Below are 16153 nucleotides of genomic sequence, written 5' to 3' on the forward strand. Positions count from 1 at the left end.
AGTCTGCTTTCTTCTTGCAGGATTTCAGAACAAGATTCGCGCGACGGTCTGCGCAACGACGGCAGGTTTGCCCACGCCTTCGATCTCGACGGTGTTGGTGATCTGACTCTGTAGTGAACCGTTCGGCAATTCTTCGATTGCGGAGAGCACTGCGGTATTTCGAACCTTGGCCCCGACTGGCACCGGACTCGGGAATCGAACCTTGTCGGACCCGTAGTTGACGACCATTTTCGCGCCGTCGATGCGATACACGGACTTCGACAGAAGCGGCAGGAGCGAGAGAGTCAGATACCCGTGGGCAATCGGACCACCGAAAGGTGATTCACGCTTTGCCCTTTCGTCGTCGACGTGAATCCACTGATGGTCACCGGTCGCGTCGGCAAATTGATGGACCATCTCGCGGGTGACCTCGACCCACTCGCTCGAGCCCAGCGTTTCACCGACCGCCCCCAGGAGATCGGACTTGTTCTCGAACACCCGTGTCATCTGATCCTCCACGTTCCCGAACACTGTTAGGTTAATTGGATAATAAACTCACAGTGTAAGGTTGTCCAGTACTTTCAGACGAAAGGGTTCTGGGCGATGGCGCGACCGCGGGTTCCACTACTGAGTAAGCCGATCATCAGGGACACCGCCCTGAAACTGGTGGACGAGCACGGTTTGACCGACTTCTCGATGCGCAAACTCGCCACTGTTCTCGGCGTACAGGCACCGTCGCTGTACAGCCATTACGCCAACAAGGACGAGTTACTCGACGACGTCGCGAACGTCATCATGGAGTCCGTCGACGTGAGCGGCTTCGACTCCGACGATTGGCGCGGCGCGCTACGCACGTGGGCGCGGTCCTACCACGCCGCCCTGGGCAAGCATCCCAATATCGTTCCCTACTTGGCCTACGGTCCGAGCGTCAGGCCCATCGCCCTCGATCGCGCGAACGCCATCCATGGCGGACTGGTGCGCGCCGGATGGCCACAGCGCACGGCAACACTGATCGGCGCTTCCGTCAAGTACGTGGTCATGGGTGCTGCGACGGCGACGTTCTCCGGCGGATTCGTGGACGATCCTGCGATCTACGCCGAGCGTTACCCGCACCTCACGCGAGCACATCTGTTGCGTGAGCGTGCTGCGGAAATCGACGGTGCCAGTTTCGAACTCGCGCTGGAATCCCTACTGGACGGACTGGAAGCCAAATATGCACTGCTGCAGACCACTTCAGAGTAATCCCCTGAAAACTGTAGGTCGCTACTTTCGGTCAAGCACGCCGAGCATCGCAACAAAGGCCGCCTGACGATCCCCGAGAGCGGCAAAGAATTCCCGATCCGATGCTTCGACCGCACGATTTGCCTTGCCTGCCAGGGCCGCACCCGCCTGGGTCACCACCACCGAGCGTGCCCGAGCGTCCGTCGGGTGTGGACGTCGTTCGACCAATTTCTTGGATTCGAGGGTCCGAATCACCTGTGACGTCATCATCGCGTCGGTGCGCGCGTACTCGGCAAGATCGCGTTGAGTTATCGGCGTCTCTGCATCCAGCCAGGTCAGTGCTGCGAGCAGAACGAACTGCACGTGAGTCAGGTCGAAAGGCCGCAGCGCCGCGCGAATCGAGGCCTGCCACGCGTTGGTGACACGCCACAACATCAGACCGGGACTCTCGTCCGCGTCCTCGAAGTCGGTTTCCAGTTTCTTCGCCACAGCGCCAGTGTGTCAGCTCGTCGTCGAACGCAGAACCTCGACGTCGTTGTCATCCAACGGAATCAAGCCACGCCGGAGTTGATACCCCCAATTCGGTGCCGAGGTCAGCGCCAATCGACTCCGCACATCGCCGAGTGGAACGGGCGTGAACTGCTCGTATCGCACTCGACGCCGAAACGGCTTGAAGCACCCCTCGTCCGCCTGCCAGATCTCACCCTCTTCGATCACACCGAGAGCTGTGAACTCGCGCAACGGATCTCGATCACCAATGGACTCGACCGGCGAATAGTAGACCAGCACGTCACCTGCTTTCATCCGTGCCAATCCGGCTCTCTTTCCGTGCCCGATCTGTGCGATACCGAGATCCACTGCGCGACGCACATGTTCGGCGGACACAACTCCCAACCATGCGTTCATCGCCGACCACCTGGCGAACCGCTCACAATCTCAATCATGGATTTAGTATGCGCGCTTATTATCTCGCTCGCAACAGATCAAGTCTTGAACGTGTTCAACTTTGGGGCGTACGCTGCACTTGAACATGTTCAAAGAAGGAGTGTCGATGAGTAGTCGCGGGATCGAGACCAGGGAAAAGCTGGTGGAAACAGCATTGCGGCTCTTCCGCGACGAAGGCTTCGCAGCGACGACCATGCGCAAGATCGCAAATGAGGCAGAGGTCTCGCTCGGGAACGCCTACTACTACTTCGCCAGTAAAGACGAACTGGTTCACGAGCTGTATCTCGTCATCCAACGCGATCACCGCGCGCGGGCGCTTCCACTCCTTCGCGAAGGTGGGTCACTGACAGAAAATCTCAGGATTGTTCTGCACACCGGACTCGATGTCATGGGGCCCTATCACGGCTTCGGCAGCACGTTTCTGCACGTTGCCCTGCCCACCACATCACAGTCCAGCCCGTTCTCGGCCGAGTCGACCGATGCGAGATCGATGGCCGTCGATCTGATGCGTGAAGCACTGGCGGCGTCGAAGCAGAAGACGCCGGCGTCATTGGAGACCCAGCTCCCCACGCTCTTGTGGCTCAGCTATCTGGGCGTGACGCTGCACTGGGTCACCGACGCGTCTCCGGGGCAAACTCGTACCCGATCCCTCGTCGACGGCCTGGTACCGATCATCGCGAAAGCGCTCACCCTCGCCCGGCTGCCAGTGGCACGAGGTCTGGTCGGCGATGTCGCCGCCCTGATGACAAAAGTCGTTTCTGCAGAGGGGAACACAAAACCATGAAGACCGTTGTTGTCTGTGGTGCGTCGGGTTACGTAGGCCAACACCTTCTTCGAACGCTCGAATCCAACGGGGTCGACGTTCGGACGATCGGCCGGGGAGGAACGAGCGATGCCACGTGGTCCGACGAGCACGGCGTCGCCAATGTACTCAGCGGCACGGATCTGCTCGTCAACCTCGCCGGCCGCTCCGTGAGCTGCCGCTACAACAAGCGCAATGCCGACGACATCTTCTCCTCCCGAGTGGAAACGACTGCACTGTTGGGTCGTGCGCTGACCCGCACGCCGCAGCCACCCTCACTCTGGGCGAATGCCAGTACCGGCACGATCTACCGAGACGCACGAGATCGACCGATGGACGAGAAGAACGGAGAGCTGGGAAAGGGATTCTCCGTAGCGGTCGCGCGAGCGTGGGAACACGAATTGTTCTCAGCCCCAACGCCTGTTCGCAAAGTGGCACTTCGGATGTCGATCGTCCTCGGAGCCGGCGGTGGGGCGATCAATCCGTTCGTCAACCTCGCCCGAATGGGCTTCGGCGGACGAATGGGCGACGGCCGACAGATGTTCAGCTGGATTCACATCGCCGACGTCATTCGCGCGATCATCCACGTCTACGAGAATCCGGAGATCTCAGGCCCGGTCAATATCGCATCCCCGTATCCGGTAACCAACACCGACATGATGCGGATGGTACGAGCGAAACTTGGCCGACAATATGGGTTTCCGACGCCGGGCTGGATGCTCGAGTTCGGCGCACGAATCATCCGCACCGAGGCTGAACTGGTAACGAAGAGTCGCTGGGTTTCACCAGGGGTGCTCGCGGACAGCGGCTTCCAGTATCAATTTCCGACGTTGGAGTCTGCGCTGAACCAGATCGCTCAAGAGACCCCGCGAGGGTTGCTTCCGGTTTCACTCGGCTGAATATCCTGCTCTCCGGTCCGCCCGCCGTACGTCGCAATCTTGTACTCCGTCGCAGCCAAAGACAACGTGAGCTCCTTGATCTGCCGACGAACGGTGTCCCGGTGTTCGAGCAGCATGTCGAGCCTCTCCGGAACTGTCCCTTCACCGGCGTCGACCAGTTCGACGTAGTGCTGCAGGTCGCGAATCGCCATACCCGAGATACGCATGCGGGTCAGAAACACCAGCCTGCGAACAGATTCCGGACCGTACACACGATGTCCGCTCGAGTCACGATCGACCTCGACCAGACCGATCTTCTCGTAGTAGCGCAGCGTATGTGCCGAGACATCCAGCAGGTCCGAGACTTCGGCGATCGACATCGGCTCCTGAACGTCCCCTGCATCGACGAGTCGGTGAATCACCTCGATCGACATTGGCCCGTCCACTTCCCCAAGTGCCTCGAGTGCCTTACGCATCAAGTCTTCCGTAGCCATGACTCTCAGCCTAGAACGGGCGGACAGGGCCGGCAGCATCCGCGAAGTCTGCACTGCGAGCCAGGTCGGCCCAGACGCATACCTCGGCGAGATTCTTCCGATACGACGCGGAGACACGCTCCACGGCTTCCTTTCCGAGTGGCAGACGAAGTGGCACATTCTCGCTGTGCGCAAGCGAGGTGATGATCTCTGCTGCTTTCTCCGGATCACCCTCCTGAACACCGTCTGCGGCCGCCATGTCCCGCAGAACGGGATCCAGCAAATCACGGTATTCCGATGATGATTCGGCGAAGCTCAGAACGCCAGGCGTGTTGAATGCTGTACGGAATCGGCTGGGCTCGACGATCATCACCCGAACGCCGAACTGCGCGACCTCACCGGCGAGAGCCTCCGACCAACCTTCGAGAGCGAACTTCGACGCCGAGTACGCCCCGACGCCGGGAAACGACATACGGCCGCCTTGACTGCTCATCTGCACGATCGTCCCGCTGCCCTGCACTCGCATCGACGGGAGGACGGCGCGCACCAACGCGGCGGGTCCGATCAGGTGCAGTTCCATGAGATCCCGCAAGGTCGAATCGTCCACCATCTCCGCCGCGCCGACCATCCCACGACCGGCATTGTTGACCAGCACGTCGATGCGACCAAAACGCTCGAGCGCATATTCGACGACGCCCGGAGCCGCTGCGGTATCTCTGACGTCGAACGTCACCGCCGAGAACCGATCCGGATTCGCCGACGCAATATCTGCAACGGACTCGGGACGACGAACTGCAGCGACTACCGCGTCCCCCGATCGAAGTGCAGACAGTGCGAGTTCACGGCCGAAACCCTGAGAAACTCCAGTGATGATCCAGGTCTTTGTTGTCATGGTCGGCAACGCTAGGGGTTAGAGCGCGCTCCAACGCAAGCCTGTGGTTCTACCGCCGAACTACACGCCGGCCCACACCGGTCGTTCCCCGCGAAGGAAACCGTCGACGCCGGCTTTGAAGTCGTCACTGCTGTAGATCATGCTCATCAGATCATCGTTGTCGGCAATCACTCGGGTTCTGATGCGCCGCAGGGACTCCCGAATAGTCCAGACGGTCATCGGGGCGGCGGCAAGTAGATCGCGAGATACCTGGGCAGTCAGGGTCGCGAACTCGGACTCTGTTGCACAGTCGCTGAGGAAGCCGCTCCGCAGAGCCTCGCCACTCGACATCACCCCAGCCCGAGCGATCAACGACATCAGACGCGAACTGCCGATCCTGTCCGCCAGCAACGCCACGGAATGGATCGACAACGAGTTTCCGAGTGTGCGCGCGATCGGTAGGCAGAAGCGTGACCCCTGCGTCGCGATCCGCACATCGCACGCTGCCGACAGCAACAGCCCTGCTCCCGCGCACACACCGTCGATGACCGCGAGGGTGGGAACCCTCACTTTCTCGAGTTCGGTTAGTACGCCAACGAACCGGCTTTCGTAGTCGAGCCCGTCCTGAAAGCTCGAGAAGGTTTGAAAGTGGCCAATGTCGGAGCCTGCCGAGAACGCCTCTCCCCCAGCACCTCGGAGAGTGAGTAACCGAATCTCGCGGTCGGAGTCGGCGCGCCGGCAGGCTCCGGCAATGGCGTCGTACATCTGCGGGGTCAATGCGTTGCGCTTTTCCGGCCGGTTGAACACGACGTCGAGGGTCTCGCCACGACGGATGATCAAGATTTCTTCGTGCGTTTCAGTCATGACACTCACGTTATTTCCGGTAGAGAAAAGCCGAAACACATTGCACTTGAATATCTTTGCGAATTCTCGATGCAAAGTTGCAGATAGTGCGAACGGAGAAGCGTCGACGAGGCCAGGAGACGGTGATGCCAGAACCGAACCTCGCCGACGCAGTATCAAAGGGGTGTCATGCCACGACAGCAAAAAGTGTCATGCCACGACTGTGCGCTGTGGCACGCCCGAATACTGGCTCAGCGGCCTGATCAGTGCATTCGACTGCCCCTGCTCGATGATGTGCGCCGTCCATCCGGTGATGCGGCTCATCACGAAGATCGGCGTGAACATCTCGACGTCGAAGCCCATGAGGAAATATGCAGGGCCCGTGGGGAAATCGAGATTCGGCTTGATTCCGGTGGCACTGACCATTGTCTTCTCGAGGATCTCGTACATCTGCACCCACTTCTCGCCGTCGGTCGCTGCCGCGACGTCGAGGAGGGCCTGCTTCATGGTCGGAACACGCGAATCACCGTTCTTGTAGACGCGGTGCCCGAAGCCCATGACCTTCTCCTTGGCAGCCAACTTCTCCGACATCCAGGCTTCGGCGCGGTCGGGGTCGTCGATCTCGAGCATGTCGTGCATGACAGCTTCGTTTGCACCGCCGTGCAACGGGCCCTTGAGCGTGCCGATAGCAGCGGTCACTGCGCTGTAGATGTCCGAAAGTGTGGACGTCACAACACGAGCGGCAAACGTCGAGGCGTTGAAGGAGTGCTCCGCGTACAGGATCAGCGAGACCTCGAAGGCCTTCACGATCGCCGGCTCCGGAACAGCACCGAAGCACATGTTCAAGAAGTTTTCGGCGAAACCCAGGTCCGACTGCGGCGCGATGGGATCCTGACCGCGGCGGCGGCGGAAATCGGCAGCGACGATGGTCGGCAGCACAGCCGTCATCCGCAGGGCCTTGGCCAGATTGGCCTTCTCCGAGTTGTCGTCCTCCGCCGGATCCTCGGCTCCGAGGTAGCTGATCGCCGTCCGGACCACGTCCATCGGGTGGCAGTTGTCCGGTATCTTGGTCAGGAGTGAGAGCAGTGAGCGATCGGCACGACGGGCCGCACGCTCACGCAGGCAGAGTAATTCGAGCTGCTCGGGAGTCGGCAGTTCGCCGTACCAGAGCAGGTGCGCAACTTCTTCGAAGCTGCAGTTCGCGGCAAGGTCCTGCACTGCGTAACCGCGATACGTCAACGAATTCGTCTCGGGCACTACCTTGGAGATAGCCGTCGTATCGACGACAACTCCGGCCAAGCCCTTGTAGATCGTCGGAATCTGTTCGGTCATGTCCTACTCCCCTCCAAGCTGAAATTGAAAATGCCACTGTCGAATTCGTTGTAGCGCTCGTACTCGATAATCTCGTACAACCTGCTGCGATGCTGCATTTCGCCGAGCAGTCCTTCTTGCGTGCCCTCCGCAAAAATCTCGCGCAGACCCTTTTCGATAGCGAACATCGCCAGCCGAAGGGTGGTCACGGGGTAGATGACGGCGTTGAAACCGATCTCTTCCAACGTCTTCGCCGAAATGAGATTCGACTTCCCGAACTCGGTCATGTTGGCGAGGAGCGGAGTGTCGACCGCTGCGCGGAACTTCTCGAAGTCGGCCTCGGTGGCAAGAGCTTCGGTGAAGATCAGATCGGCACCGGCATCCACATAGGCCTTTGCTCGCTCGATCGCCGCGTCGATACCGTCGATTCCGGCAGCATCGGTGCGCGCGCAGATGACGAAGTTCGGGTCACGACGCGCCGACACTGCAGCACGAACACGGCGAACCATGTCTTCGGTGGGCACAATTGCTTTGCCGTCGAGGTGCCCGCAGCGTTTGGGGTTGATCTGATCCTCGAGGTGCAGACCGGCTATTCCGTCGTCCTCGAAGATCGTGACCGTGCGGGCCGCGCTCATAGGTTCACCGAAACCGGTGTCGGCGTCGACGAGCGTCGGGAGGTCCGTGACGCGCGCGATCTGCTTGCTGTGGCCGGCGACCTCGGTCAAGGTGGTCAGTCCGATGTCGGGAAGCGCCAATCCGGCGGAGTACGCACCACCTGAAACGTAGACACCCTCGAACCCGATTTCCTGAATCAGTCTGGCTGTCAGCGGATTGATCGCACCCGGGAGTCGTTGAATCTTTCCGGACGTCAGCCCCGCCCGGAAGGCAATCCGCTTGTCGGCTGCAGACGTCGCTGCTGCGATGAGGCCCGACATCAGAAAAGTCCCTTGGCGACCTTGGGAGCCCGAGCGAGAACGTCTTCGGAAACGGTGAAGGTCAGCTGATCGAGTTCGCCTGCCTTCAATTCGGCGGTGCGCTGAGCCGCATCGAGGAAGCGGTCCTGTTCGCTCGGCTCGATGACGCCCTCGGCGAGGGTGCGGAATTTCGCGACGTACTGATCGCGAGCGAACGGACGTGCGCCGAGCGGGTGCGCATCGGCCACCGCAAGCTCGTCGACGATGACTTCGCCGCTCTTCAAGGTGATCTCGGCGCGAGCACCGAAAGCCTTCTCGTCCGGATCCGTCGAGTGGTAACGGCGTGTCCATTCGGGATCTTCGCGCGTGGAGATCTTGTTCCACAGCTCGATCGTGTCCGCGCGCTGTGCACGCTCGGACGCGTAGGAACGTTCGTGGTGCCACGTACCGTCCTGTAGCGCAACGGCAAAGATGTACATCACCGAGTGGTCGAGGGTTTCACGCGAGGCGGTCGGGTCGAACTTCTGCGGATCGCCGGAACCGGTGCCGATGACGACGTGGGTGTGGTGGCTGGTATGCAGGACGATCGAGGCGATCTGGTCGAGATCACCGACACGAGAACGCATTCGGCGAGCGAGGTCGATCGGCGCCTGGCTCTGGTACTCCGCGGAGTGTTCTTTGGTGTACGAGTCGAGGATGGCGCGCTTCGCCTCACCCGAACCGGGCAGCGGAACGTGGTACTCCTTGTCCGGGCCACCGAGTAGCCAGGCGATGACGCCGTCTTCGCCTTCCCAGATCGGTGACGGTGCGCCCTCACCGCGCATCGCGCGGTCGACCGCCTCTACGGCAACCTTGCCTGCCAGCGCAGGCGCGTACGCCTTCCAACTGGATATCTCGCCCTTGCGGGACTGACGTGTCGCCGTCGTGAGGTGCAGCGCCTGGCCGATTGCCTGGTAGACCGTCTCGGTGCCCAGGCCCAGCAAAGTTCCGATACCTGCCGCAGCCGAGGGGCCGAGGTGTGCGACGTGGTCGATCTTGTGCTCGTGCAGGCAGATAGCCCGAACCAGGTCGATCTGGATCTCGTAGCCGGTCGCCAGACCACGAATCAGGTCTCGACCGTCACGGCCGGTGTGCTGAGCGACGGCGAGGATCGGCGGGATGTTGTCTCCGGGGTGCGAGTACTCGGCGGCGAGGAACGTGTCGTGGAAATCGAGTTCACGAACCGCGACACCGTTGGCCCAGGCGGCCCATTCAGGCGAGAACGTACCGGGGATACCGAACACGGTGGAGCCCGGCGTATACGGATGCGACTGTGCTTGCGCCCGCGCATTCACCACGGGACGGCGCACCAGGGAAGCTGCGGCAACTGCCGCGTTGTCGATGATCCGGTTGACGATCATGTCGGATGTGGCGTCCGTGACGTCGACGGAATCCGTCGCAACTTCCGCGATCTTCCACGCGAGGTGGTCTTCCTTGGGGAACTCTTCGGCAGAGCGGTGAGTGCGTACGAGATGCGTCTTCATCGGTCCTCTTCTCACGTTCTTCGGTATCTATTTGCACGCTACGCAGCTCATTCACCTCGGGATAGGCCCTCGCAATTGCCTATTTGTGCAATGACAATGCTGCAATGTTGCGAATGTTGCGAATAGCTTCTCGGTAGGGTGAACGCGATCGGCACCGAGGAGATTCGATGAAGAAGATGTACGCGGGAGCGCGGCTGCGACGGCTGCGGGAGGAACGAAACCTGTCACAGTCCGCACTGGCGAAGGCACTCGAACTCTCCCCCAGCTATGTCAATCAACTGGAGAACGATCAACGACCGCTGACGGTGCCCGTCCTTCTCAAGCTCAACGCCGAGTTCGATCTCGACGTGCAATTCTTCGCCTCCGATTCCGACGCACGCCTGGTTGCGGACGTTCATCACGCCTTGGCCGAAACTTCGGAATCTGGAGACGTATCTCTGGCCGAGGTGGACGAATTGGTGGCCCGCATGCCGGCGGTAGGACGCACCCTCGTGATGTTGCACCGCCGCCTTCACGCCGCGACAGAGCAGTTGGACCAGTTCTCGACGCAGTTGTCCGGCGAACCAGCGTCCGATGTGTCACTCGTACCGATGCCCTACGAGGAAGTTCGGGACTTCTTCTACGACCGAAAGAATCACATCGCCGTTCTGGACGACGCTGCCGAGCAGATGTTCCTGGACAACGGATTGTCCGTGGGCGCAGTGGATTTGCAACTGGCACGACTACTTCGCGATCAGCACGGCGTCACCGTGACGATCCGTACCGACGAACCCGACAAGCTCGGCCCCAAGCGTTACTACGATCCGAACAAGTCGGTCCTCACACTCGCCCGTCGTCTGTCGGCAGGACAACGCGCGTTCCAGATCGCAATGCAGTTGGCCTTCTTCACGCAGGCCGACGTGATCGATTCCCTTGTCGCCGAGGATGAATCATTGAGCGCCGAGTCCGCAGCGCTGGCTCGCGTCGGACTCGCACACTACTTTGCCGGCGCACTGCTACTCCCGTACACCCAATTCCTGCAATCCGCTGAGGCCTTGCGGTACGACATCGACCTGCTCAGCCTCAAGTTCGAGGTCGGCTTCGAGACAGTCTGCCACCGGTTGTCCACTCTCCAACGACACGGCCAACGCGGCATCCCTTTCTTCTTCGTCCGAACCGATCGCGCCGGAAACATCTCGAAGCGTCAGTCTGCTACCGCCTTTCACTTCTCCAGAGTCGGAGGCAGCTGCCCGCTGTGGGTCATCCACGAGGCATTCGCGAGCCCAGGTCGCATCCTCACTCAGGTCGCGAAGATGCCCGACGGCCGGACATACCTCTGGGTGGCGCGCACTACCCACAGCGGCGGACTCGGGTACCTCGCACCCGAGCGCAACTTCGCCGTCGGACTCGGTTGCGACATCGGCTACGCCGATCGCATGGTCTACTCACACGGAATTCAGACGGACGACCCCGCGACCATCGTGCCGATCGGCGCGGGGTGCAAAGTCTGTGACAGGCCAGCGTGCTCTCAACGCGCCTTCCCCCAACTCGGCCGCTCGATCTCCGTCAGTGAGAACAGCAGCAGCCACCTTCCGTATCCGCAACAATAGGGCGCAAACAATAGGGCGCACCGACTCCACCTGCAGTTTCCCGGAGCTACGACGCTCTTCTGCTTCCATGGACGTCATGCAACCCGATGCCGTGACCCCTCGTCGACTGGTTCTTCGCCGCCTTTCGGCCGTGGCCGGTGTGGCCGGCATCGTGACTAGTTTGGTTGCCTTGATCGCAACTCAGTTGGACGTCGATCACAACATCGTGATCGTTCTGGCGTCAGTGGCGCCCTTGTTGATGATTGCTCCGCTGATCGGTGCCGTCGTCTCGGGTATCGGGCGTCAGTGGATCGTGTGCGCCGCCTCGATCCTCGTCCTTGGGTTGTTCGGATGGTCTGTGAGCCCGCTGTACATCGGAGGAACTGGGGAGTCGACGTCTGCGAACGGTCCATCGATTCGAATCATGCAGGCCAACTTGATGGTCGGTGCAGCGGATCCGGAGTCGCTTGTGGCGATGGTCCGCGAGCGCAACGTCGACGTGGTGACGGTCCAGGAGTTGACGTACCAGGAAGCCGACGCGCTCGAAGCCGCCGGGCTTGACGAGGTTCTGAGCCACCAATTCCTCGTCCCGTACACCGACGGCGGTGGCGGGGCCGGAATCTACAGTCGCTTTCCACTCTCCAATCCGCGTAGCCTCGACGGATTCTCACCCGAAACGCTGTCCGCAGAACTGAATGTCGGCTTGGCGCAGCCAGTCACATTGTTCGCCGTGCATCCGGCACCGGCGTACATCTCACCGGCTTCGGTGTGGGCGGACGAGCAGCGAAGGCTTGGGTCTTACATGGACAAAGTCGCCGGGCGGGACAACGTGATAGTGAGCGGCGACTTCAACGCGTCGTACTCGAACAAACAGTTCCGGAATCTTCTCACGAACGGATATACCAGCGCCGCCGACCAATTGGGTTCCGGCCTGATCCCGACCTATCCGACCGACAAGCGGTATCCGGCGGTGGTCGGTATCGACCACATCATCACGAAAGGCGCCGTGGCGACATCCTTGGAACGGATCGAGATCGAGGGATCCGATCACCACGGCCTGATTGCCGACATCACGTTGTCTTGAGTAAATACTGGATTGAGCAAGCACCGGGGCATGGTTGTGCCCCGGTGCTCACGTCTTCAGTTGTCGCGGTTCACGCCGCTGTGGGTGGGCTGTTCCCGCCGATCGGCTGTTGATACGGATCGATCGACATCGGTGGATAGAACACCGTTTTCCGATCCGGGCCGATCTCCACCCGCCACTCCGTGTGGTGCAGCGTCTGGTGGTGATGACCGCACAACAAGATCAGATTGTCGAGATCCGTTGGGCCACCATCGTTCCAGTGAACAATATGATGGGCATCGCACCACCCCGACGGTGTCCCGCACCCCGGAAACGCGCACCCACCATCACGAACCGCAAGAGCCCGCCGCTGCGGCACCGTCGCCGTTCTCGCTTCCTTGCCGCAGTCGAGCGGAACACCATTCGCATCCAACAAAATCCGCGTCACGGTGCAGTCGCACGCCAACATCCGCGCGGTATCGATACTGATGGGGCCCACCCAATCCGCCCACGCGAAACCCAACTCCTCGGTGGACGGCAGGAGGTCTTTCAACGCCTTGAGGTCCGTCATGTCTTTCGCCGACGCAGTCACCGTGATGTGCGGTTTCACTCCGCCTTCGATCGGACCCAACCCCGCCCGCTCGTACCGCCGCAACAATTCGCAAAAGCCGTCCGCCCGCCGCAGCGCCGGCGTACGGGTGTCCTTGACGCCGTCCTTCTCCGGCGTCGGCGCCGACAGGCTCGACAACAACGTGATCAGACGCGCCCCGTTCACAGCATCCAAGTCACCCTTCACCGACACGCGCCCGTACAAACCTTTCGACGCGTAGAACTCGTTACGCTCCGAATCCTCGCCGACCGGAACGCCGTCCTCGCGCTTGCCGTACTGCTTCTCGATCCGCCGGATCGCCGCCCGCACCGCATCACAATCAGCAATATTCTGCGACGCCAACCCCAACAGAATCCCGCGAGCCTTGTCCACATCCGCCGGCGTCATGTTCTTCGGCGGATGCTGACAAAACGACGCCACCTGCCGCGCCTTCAACGCATCAACATCCCCGCGGTGAAACGCATCCGCGACAACAGGTTCGAGCATCAACAACCGCGCCAACCCGACCAGCAGACTGCACTCACCGATCTCCAGATTCGTCGAACCATGCAACCACTGCGCGATCGCCCGAAAACCCTTCCCGCCGAGAACCTCACGGGAAAACATCTCCACGATCAGCAACACCATCCGCGATTGCAGCTCGTGCCGGACGCGCACCAGAGCCAGAACCTCACTCTTGAGGCCCTCACCGTCCAGCTGCCACGCTCCCCGACTGTCCATACTCAAAGCTTAATCGAACATACTTTCGATAACCAGAGACAAACCGGACAACTTCAAACAGGTGGGTGGCTCGAGACCTATTGAAGTACAGGCTCGTTCACGACTGATACAGCGCTAGGTCGGAGTGACTATCGCAAAGTTCGGATCCGGCTCGTCGAGGTACCCGGCAAGTTCTGCGAGCTTCGCCGGGTCGCCGGAAACCGAGATGGTTCCATTCGCAATCTCGGCACCCAAGTCCACACCACCGAGCAGCACACCGAGTAAGTCGCGCCGACTCAAACTGAACATCGCATCCACAGACCCAGCATCTGCAGACCCACCTTCCACGTCGAAATGGATCAGAACTCCGTTGCTGAGTTCCGTTCGGTGAACGATGTTTTCGTCAGTGATGTTCCAATCGACGACGATGTGCGAGCCCGCTGCGCGCACTCCGTCCACGCGCAGCGATACTGCATCGAAGACTTGACTTACCGACAGCGCTGCGGTGATGTCGGGCGCCGCGGCAACCGTGGGCGTCCCCACTGAGCCGTTGCGCAGTTCGTATGCACCGGTGAGGTAGAAGTTCCGCCATGTGCCGTTCTCGGCGCCGTACCCGAGTTGCTCGAAGGTATCGGCCTGCAGATTCTTGGCCTCGACGTTGTCCGGTTCAGCGAAGACCACGTAGTTCACCACCTGCGCAACCCAGCGAAAGTCGCCGCGCTCGTACGATTCCCGAGCTTTCCGTAACACTTCTGCTGATCCGCCCATGAACTCCACGTGACGCTTGGCCGATTCGACGGGTGGATGCTCCCACAGATGCGCAGGGTTACCGTCGAACCAACCCATGTATCGCTGGTAGATGGCTTTGACGTTGTGACTGACGGAACCGTAGTACCCGTGCGTGTGCCACGCTTGCGCCAATGCAGGTGGCAGCTCGATCGATTCGGCGATCTCGAGACCGGTCCACCCCTGATTGATTCGACGAAGTGTCTGATCGTGAAGGTACCCGTAGAGGTCGCGCTGCAATGACAGGAACTCGGTGAGCCGTTCGGTCCCCCACGTCGGCCAGTGGTGGGACGCAAACAGAACGTCGGATCGTGAGGCGTAACGATTGATCGATTCCGTCAGGTACGCAGACCAGACATGAGGATCTCGTACCAGGGCACCGCGAAGCGTGAGCAGGTTGTGGAGAGTATGAGTTGCGTTCTCCGCCATACACAGTGCGCGCAAATCCGGGAAGTAGAAGTTCATCTCGGACGGGGCCTCGGTTCCGGGCGTCATCTGGAATTCGATCCGAACGCCGTCGATCGTCTCCGTGTGACCTGTCTTCGAGATCGACACCGTCGGCGAAATGAGCGTCGGTGTGCCGGTTGAGGTGGTCTGCCCCAACCCGGCTCCGACGCTACCTCGGGGACCTCGGGGTAAGGCCGCCCCGTACATGTAGGCCGCGCGTCGAGCCATTGCCGTTCCCGCATAGACGTTTTCCTCGACCGCGTGCTCCACGAGCCCGGTGGGTGCGACGATCACGCATCGCCCGGCGGCGACGTCGTCGTCGGTGGTCACTCCTTTGACCCCGCCGAAGTGGTCGATGTGCGAATGCGTGTAGATCACCGCGACAACCGGTCGATCACCACGATGCTCCCGATACAACGCGAGACCAGCGGCAGCGGTTTCCCGGGAGATCAGTGGATCGATGACGATGATTCCGGTATCTCCCTCGATCAACGTCATGTTCGACAGATCAAGTCCGCGAATCTGATAGATCGAATCCGTCACCGCAAAGAGTCCCTGCTTGGCGACCAACTTCGACTGACGCCACAAGCTCGGATTGACCGTTGGCGGGCAGTCCTCGTCAAGGAACGCGTAGGAATCGTTGTTCCACAGGACTTTTCCGTCCGAATCGGAAACCAGCCCCGGATCGATTGCGGCGACGAAACCCCGCTTCGCCTCGGTGAAGTCGGCGTCGTCGGAGAACGGTAGAGTCTCGGCGACTCGGGCGTTCGCGGCTTCGATTGCGGCCGATGCCGCACGTGGGTCGATCATAAGTCAGCCTTTCACGCCGAATTGCGGCAATGCGCATTGCCGCAATTGAAGAGAACAGCAGGGCTAGCTCAGCAACTGCGCCTTTGCCGCCGCGAACTCGGCATCGGTCAACACGCCGGACTGATGAAGCTGTCCCAACTCCTGCAGCTTGGAGACCAGATCGTCCGCGCCTGAAGGGGGAACGGACTGCACGGGGGCGACCTGCTGCTGCGGCGGCGGCTGTTGCTGCTGGTACTCCTGCTGATATTCCTGCTGCTGCTCGCTGGCCTTTCGTTGACTCCGTCGATCCATGGCGTTGGACGTCGCCTTTGCGGTTCCAGCCACTACCGCCGTGCGCGCCACCGTGCCGAGCAACCCCGGCCGCCCTCTGCGTCCACCTCGAAAAACCATGCCGAACTCCTTGGGAAATT

Annotated in this window: 17 protein-coding genes; 5 read left to right on the forward strand and 12 right to left on the reverse strand. The window is 60.8% G+C overall.

Features of this window, described 5'->3' with window-relative positions:
- Positions 1-24 precede the first annotated feature (24 nt).
- Positions 25-486 carry a MaoC family dehydratase gene (locus A0W34_RS24300; protein ID WP_007731344.1) on the reverse strand — a complete coding sequence of 154 codons (462 nt, stop codon included), beginning with the start codon at positions 484-486 and terminating at the stop codon, positions 25-27.
- Positions 487-582: 96 nt separating this feature from the next.
- Here A0W34_RS24300 and A0W34_RS24305 point away from each other — a divergent pair, with 96 nt between their 5' ends.
- Positions 583-1221 carry a TetR/AcrR family transcriptional regulator gene (locus A0W34_RS24305; protein ID WP_081558415.1) on the forward strand — a complete coding sequence of 213 codons (639 nt, stop codon included), beginning with the start codon at positions 583-585 and terminating at the stop codon, positions 1219-1221.
- A 21-nt stretch (positions 1222-1242) separates the two neighbouring features.
- On the opposite strand, the gene A0W34_RS24310 is transcribed toward A0W34_RS24305, so the two are convergent.
- Together A0W34_RS24310 and A0W34_RS24315 are read right to left on the reverse strand one after the other, a co-directional pair.
- Positions 1243-1689, reverse strand: coding sequence for a MarR family winged helix-turn-helix transcriptional regulator (locus tag A0W34_RS24310; protein ID WP_081558416.1), 447 nt, complete (start codon positions 1687-1689; stop codon positions 1243-1245).
- 12 nt (positions 1690-1701) lie between these two features.
- Complete coding sequence (locus A0W34_RS24315; protein WP_050656414.1) at positions 1702-2106, reverse strand: EVE domain-containing protein; 405 nt, start codon at positions 2104-2106, stop codon at positions 1702-1704.
- A gap of 145 nt (positions 2107-2251) precedes the next feature.
- Between A0W34_RS24315 and A0W34_RS24320 the strand changes: the two genes are divergently transcribed.
- Entirely contained in the window at positions 2252-2929 is a 678-nt protein-coding gene (locus A0W34_RS24320; RefSeq protein ID WP_007731336.1) for a TetR family transcriptional regulator, read from the forward strand.
- A complete protein-coding gene (locus tag A0W34_RS24325) occupies positions 2926-3846 on the forward strand; it encodes a TIGR01777 family oxidoreductase (protein WP_081558417.1) in 921 nt (306 codons plus the stop codon). The genes A0W34_RS24320 and A0W34_RS24325 overlap by 4 nt, the downstream gene beginning before the upstream one ends.
- On the opposite strand, the gene A0W34_RS24330 is transcribed toward A0W34_RS24325, so the two are convergent.
- From A0W34_RS24330 to prpD, 6 genes are all read right to left on the reverse strand, one after another.
- Entirely contained in the window at positions 3804-4319 is a 516-nt protein-coding gene (locus tag A0W34_RS24330) for a MerR family transcriptional regulator (protein WP_042925042.1), read from the reverse strand. The genes A0W34_RS24325 and A0W34_RS24330 overlap by 43 nt on opposite strands.
- Positions 4320-4329: 10 nt before the next feature.
- Entirely contained in the window at positions 4330-5190 is an 861-nt protein-coding gene (locus A0W34_RS24335; RefSeq protein ID WP_081558418.1) for an SDR family NAD(P)-dependent oxidoreductase, read from the reverse strand.
- Positions 5191-5250: 60 nt separating this feature from the next.
- Entirely contained in the window at positions 5251-6033 is a 783-nt protein-coding gene (locus tag A0W34_RS24340; protein WP_081558419.1) for an enoyl-CoA hydratase, read from the reverse strand.
- A gap of 189 nt (positions 6034-6222) precedes the next feature.
- A complete protein-coding gene (locus A0W34_RS24345) occupies positions 6223-7344 on the reverse strand; it encodes a bifunctional 2-methylcitrate synthase/citrate synthase (RefSeq protein ID WP_081558420.1) in 1122 nt (373 codons plus the stop codon).
- A complete protein-coding gene (prpB, locus tag A0W34_RS24350) occupies positions 7341-8258 on the reverse strand; it encodes a methylisocitrate lyase (protein ID WP_081558421.1) in 918 nt (305 codons plus the stop codon). The genes A0W34_RS24345 and prpB overlap by 4 nt, the downstream gene beginning before the upstream one ends.
- On the reverse strand, positions 8258-9760 hold the full coding sequence (gene prpD / locus A0W34_RS24355; protein WP_081558422.1) for a 2-methylcitrate dehydratase PrpD: 1503 nt from the start codon (positions 9758-9760) through the stop codon (positions 8258-8260). The genes prpB and prpD overlap by 1 nt, the downstream gene beginning before the upstream one ends.
- Positions 9761-9927: 167 nt before the next feature.
- Between prpD and A0W34_RS24360 the strand changes: the two genes are divergently transcribed.
- Both A0W34_RS24360 and A0W34_RS24365 read left to right on the forward strand, forming a co-directional pair.
- Positions 9928-11349 carry a short-chain fatty acyl-CoA regulator family protein gene (locus A0W34_RS24360; RefSeq protein ID WP_003939891.1) on the forward strand — a complete coding sequence of 474 codons (1422 nt, stop codon included), beginning with the start codon at positions 9928-9930 and terminating at the stop codon, positions 11347-11349.
- Between the two features lie 67 nt (positions 11350-11416).
- Entirely contained in the window at positions 11417-12412 is a 996-nt protein-coding gene (locus A0W34_RS24365) for an endonuclease/exonuclease/phosphatase family protein (protein WP_081558423.1), read from the forward strand.
- A 70-nt stretch (positions 12413-12482) separates the two neighbouring features.
- Here A0W34_RS24365 and A0W34_RS24370 read toward each other — a convergent pair whose 3' ends face one another.
- From A0W34_RS24370 to A0W34_RS24380, 3 genes are all read right to left on the reverse strand, one after another.
- Complete coding sequence (locus tag A0W34_RS24370) at positions 12483-13721, reverse strand: HNH endonuclease signature motif containing protein (RefSeq protein ID WP_081558424.1); 1239 nt, start codon at positions 13719-13721, stop codon at positions 12483-12485.
- A 114-nt stretch (positions 13722-13835) separates the two neighbouring features.
- Positions 13836-15743 carry an alkyl/aryl-sulfatase gene (locus A0W34_RS24375; RefSeq protein ID WP_064687702.1) on the reverse strand — a complete coding sequence of 636 codons (1908 nt, stop codon included), beginning with the start codon at positions 15741-15743 and terminating at the stop codon, positions 13836-13838.
- Positions 15744-15806: 63 nt separating this feature from the next.
- On the reverse strand, positions 15807-16133 hold the full coding sequence (locus A0W34_RS24380) for an SHOCT domain-containing protein (protein ID WP_003939954.1): 327 nt from the start codon (positions 16131-16133) through the stop codon (positions 15807-15809).
- Between the last annotated feature and the right edge of the window lie 20 nt (positions 16134-16153).

Source organism: Rhodococcus sp. BH4 (genome assembly GCF_002079265.1).
Lineage (GTDB): Bacteria > Actinomycetota > Actinomycetes > Mycobacteriales > Mycobacteriaceae > Rhodococcus_F > Rhodococcus_F qingshengii.

Bases quoted from the DNA above. Each gene is read 5' to 3' on its own strand.
- A0W34_RS24335 (WP_081558418.1), bottom strand. From the start codon at position 5,190: ATGACAACAAAGACCTGGATCATCACTGGAGTTTCTCAGGGTTTCGGC.
- A0W34_RS24300 (WP_007731344.1), bottom strand. From the start codon at position 486: ATGACACGGGTGTTCGAGAACAAGTCCGATCTCCTGGGGGCGGTCGGT.
- A0W34_RS24330 (WP_042925042.1), bottom strand. From the start codon at position 4,319: ATGGCTACGGAAGACTTGATGCGTAAGGCACTCGAGGCACTTGGGGAA.
- prpD (WP_081558422.1), bottom strand. From the start codon at position 9,760: ATGAAGACGCATCTCGTACGCACTCACCGCTCTGCCGAAGAGTTCCCC.
- A0W34_RS24345 (WP_081558420.1), bottom strand. From the start codon at position 7,344: ATGACCGAACAGATTCCGACGATCTACAAGGGCTTGGCCGGAGTTGTC.
- A0W34_RS24370 (WP_081558424.1), bottom strand. From the start codon at position 13,721: ATGGACAGTCGGGGAGCGTGGCAGCTGGACGGTGAGGGCCTCAAGAGT.
- A0W34_RS24380 (WP_003939954.1), bottom strand. From the start codon at position 16,133: ATGGTTTTTCGAGGTGGACGCAGAGGGCGGCCGGGGTTGCTCGGCACG.
- A0W34_RS24325 (WP_081558417.1), top strand. From the start codon at position 2,926: ATGAAGACCGTTGTTGTCTGTGGTGCGTCGGGTTACGTAGGCCAACAC.
- A0W34_RS24320 (WP_007731336.1), top strand. From the start codon at position 2,252: ATGAGTAGTCGCGGGATCGAGACCAGGGAAAAGCTGGTGGAAACAGCA.
- A0W34_RS24375 (WP_064687702.1), bottom strand. From the start codon at position 15,743: ATGATCGACCCACGTGCGGCATCGGCCGCAATCGAAGCCGCGAACGCC.
- A0W34_RS24305 (WP_081558415.1), top strand. From the start codon at position 583: ATGGCGCGACCGCGGGTTCCACTACTGAGTAAGCCGATCATCAGGGAC.
- A0W34_RS24360 (WP_003939891.1), top strand. From the start codon at position 9,928: ATGAAGAAGATGTACGCGGGAGCGCGGCTGCGACGGCTGCGGGAGGAA.
- A0W34_RS24365 (WP_081558423.1), top strand. From the start codon at position 11,417: ATGGACGTCATGCAACCCGATGCCGTGACCCCTCGTCGACTGGTTCTT.
- A0W34_RS24315 (WP_050656414.1), bottom strand. From the start codon at position 2,106: ATGAACGCATGGTTGGGAGTTGTGTCCGCCGAACATGTGCGTCGCGCA.
- prpB (WP_081558421.1), bottom strand. From the start codon at position 8,258: ATGTCGGGCCTCATCGCAGCAGCGACGTCTGCAGCCGACAAGCGGATT.
- A0W34_RS24340 (WP_081558419.1), bottom strand. From the start codon at position 6,033: ATGACTGAAACGCACGAAGAAATCTTGATCATCCGTCGTGGCGAGACC.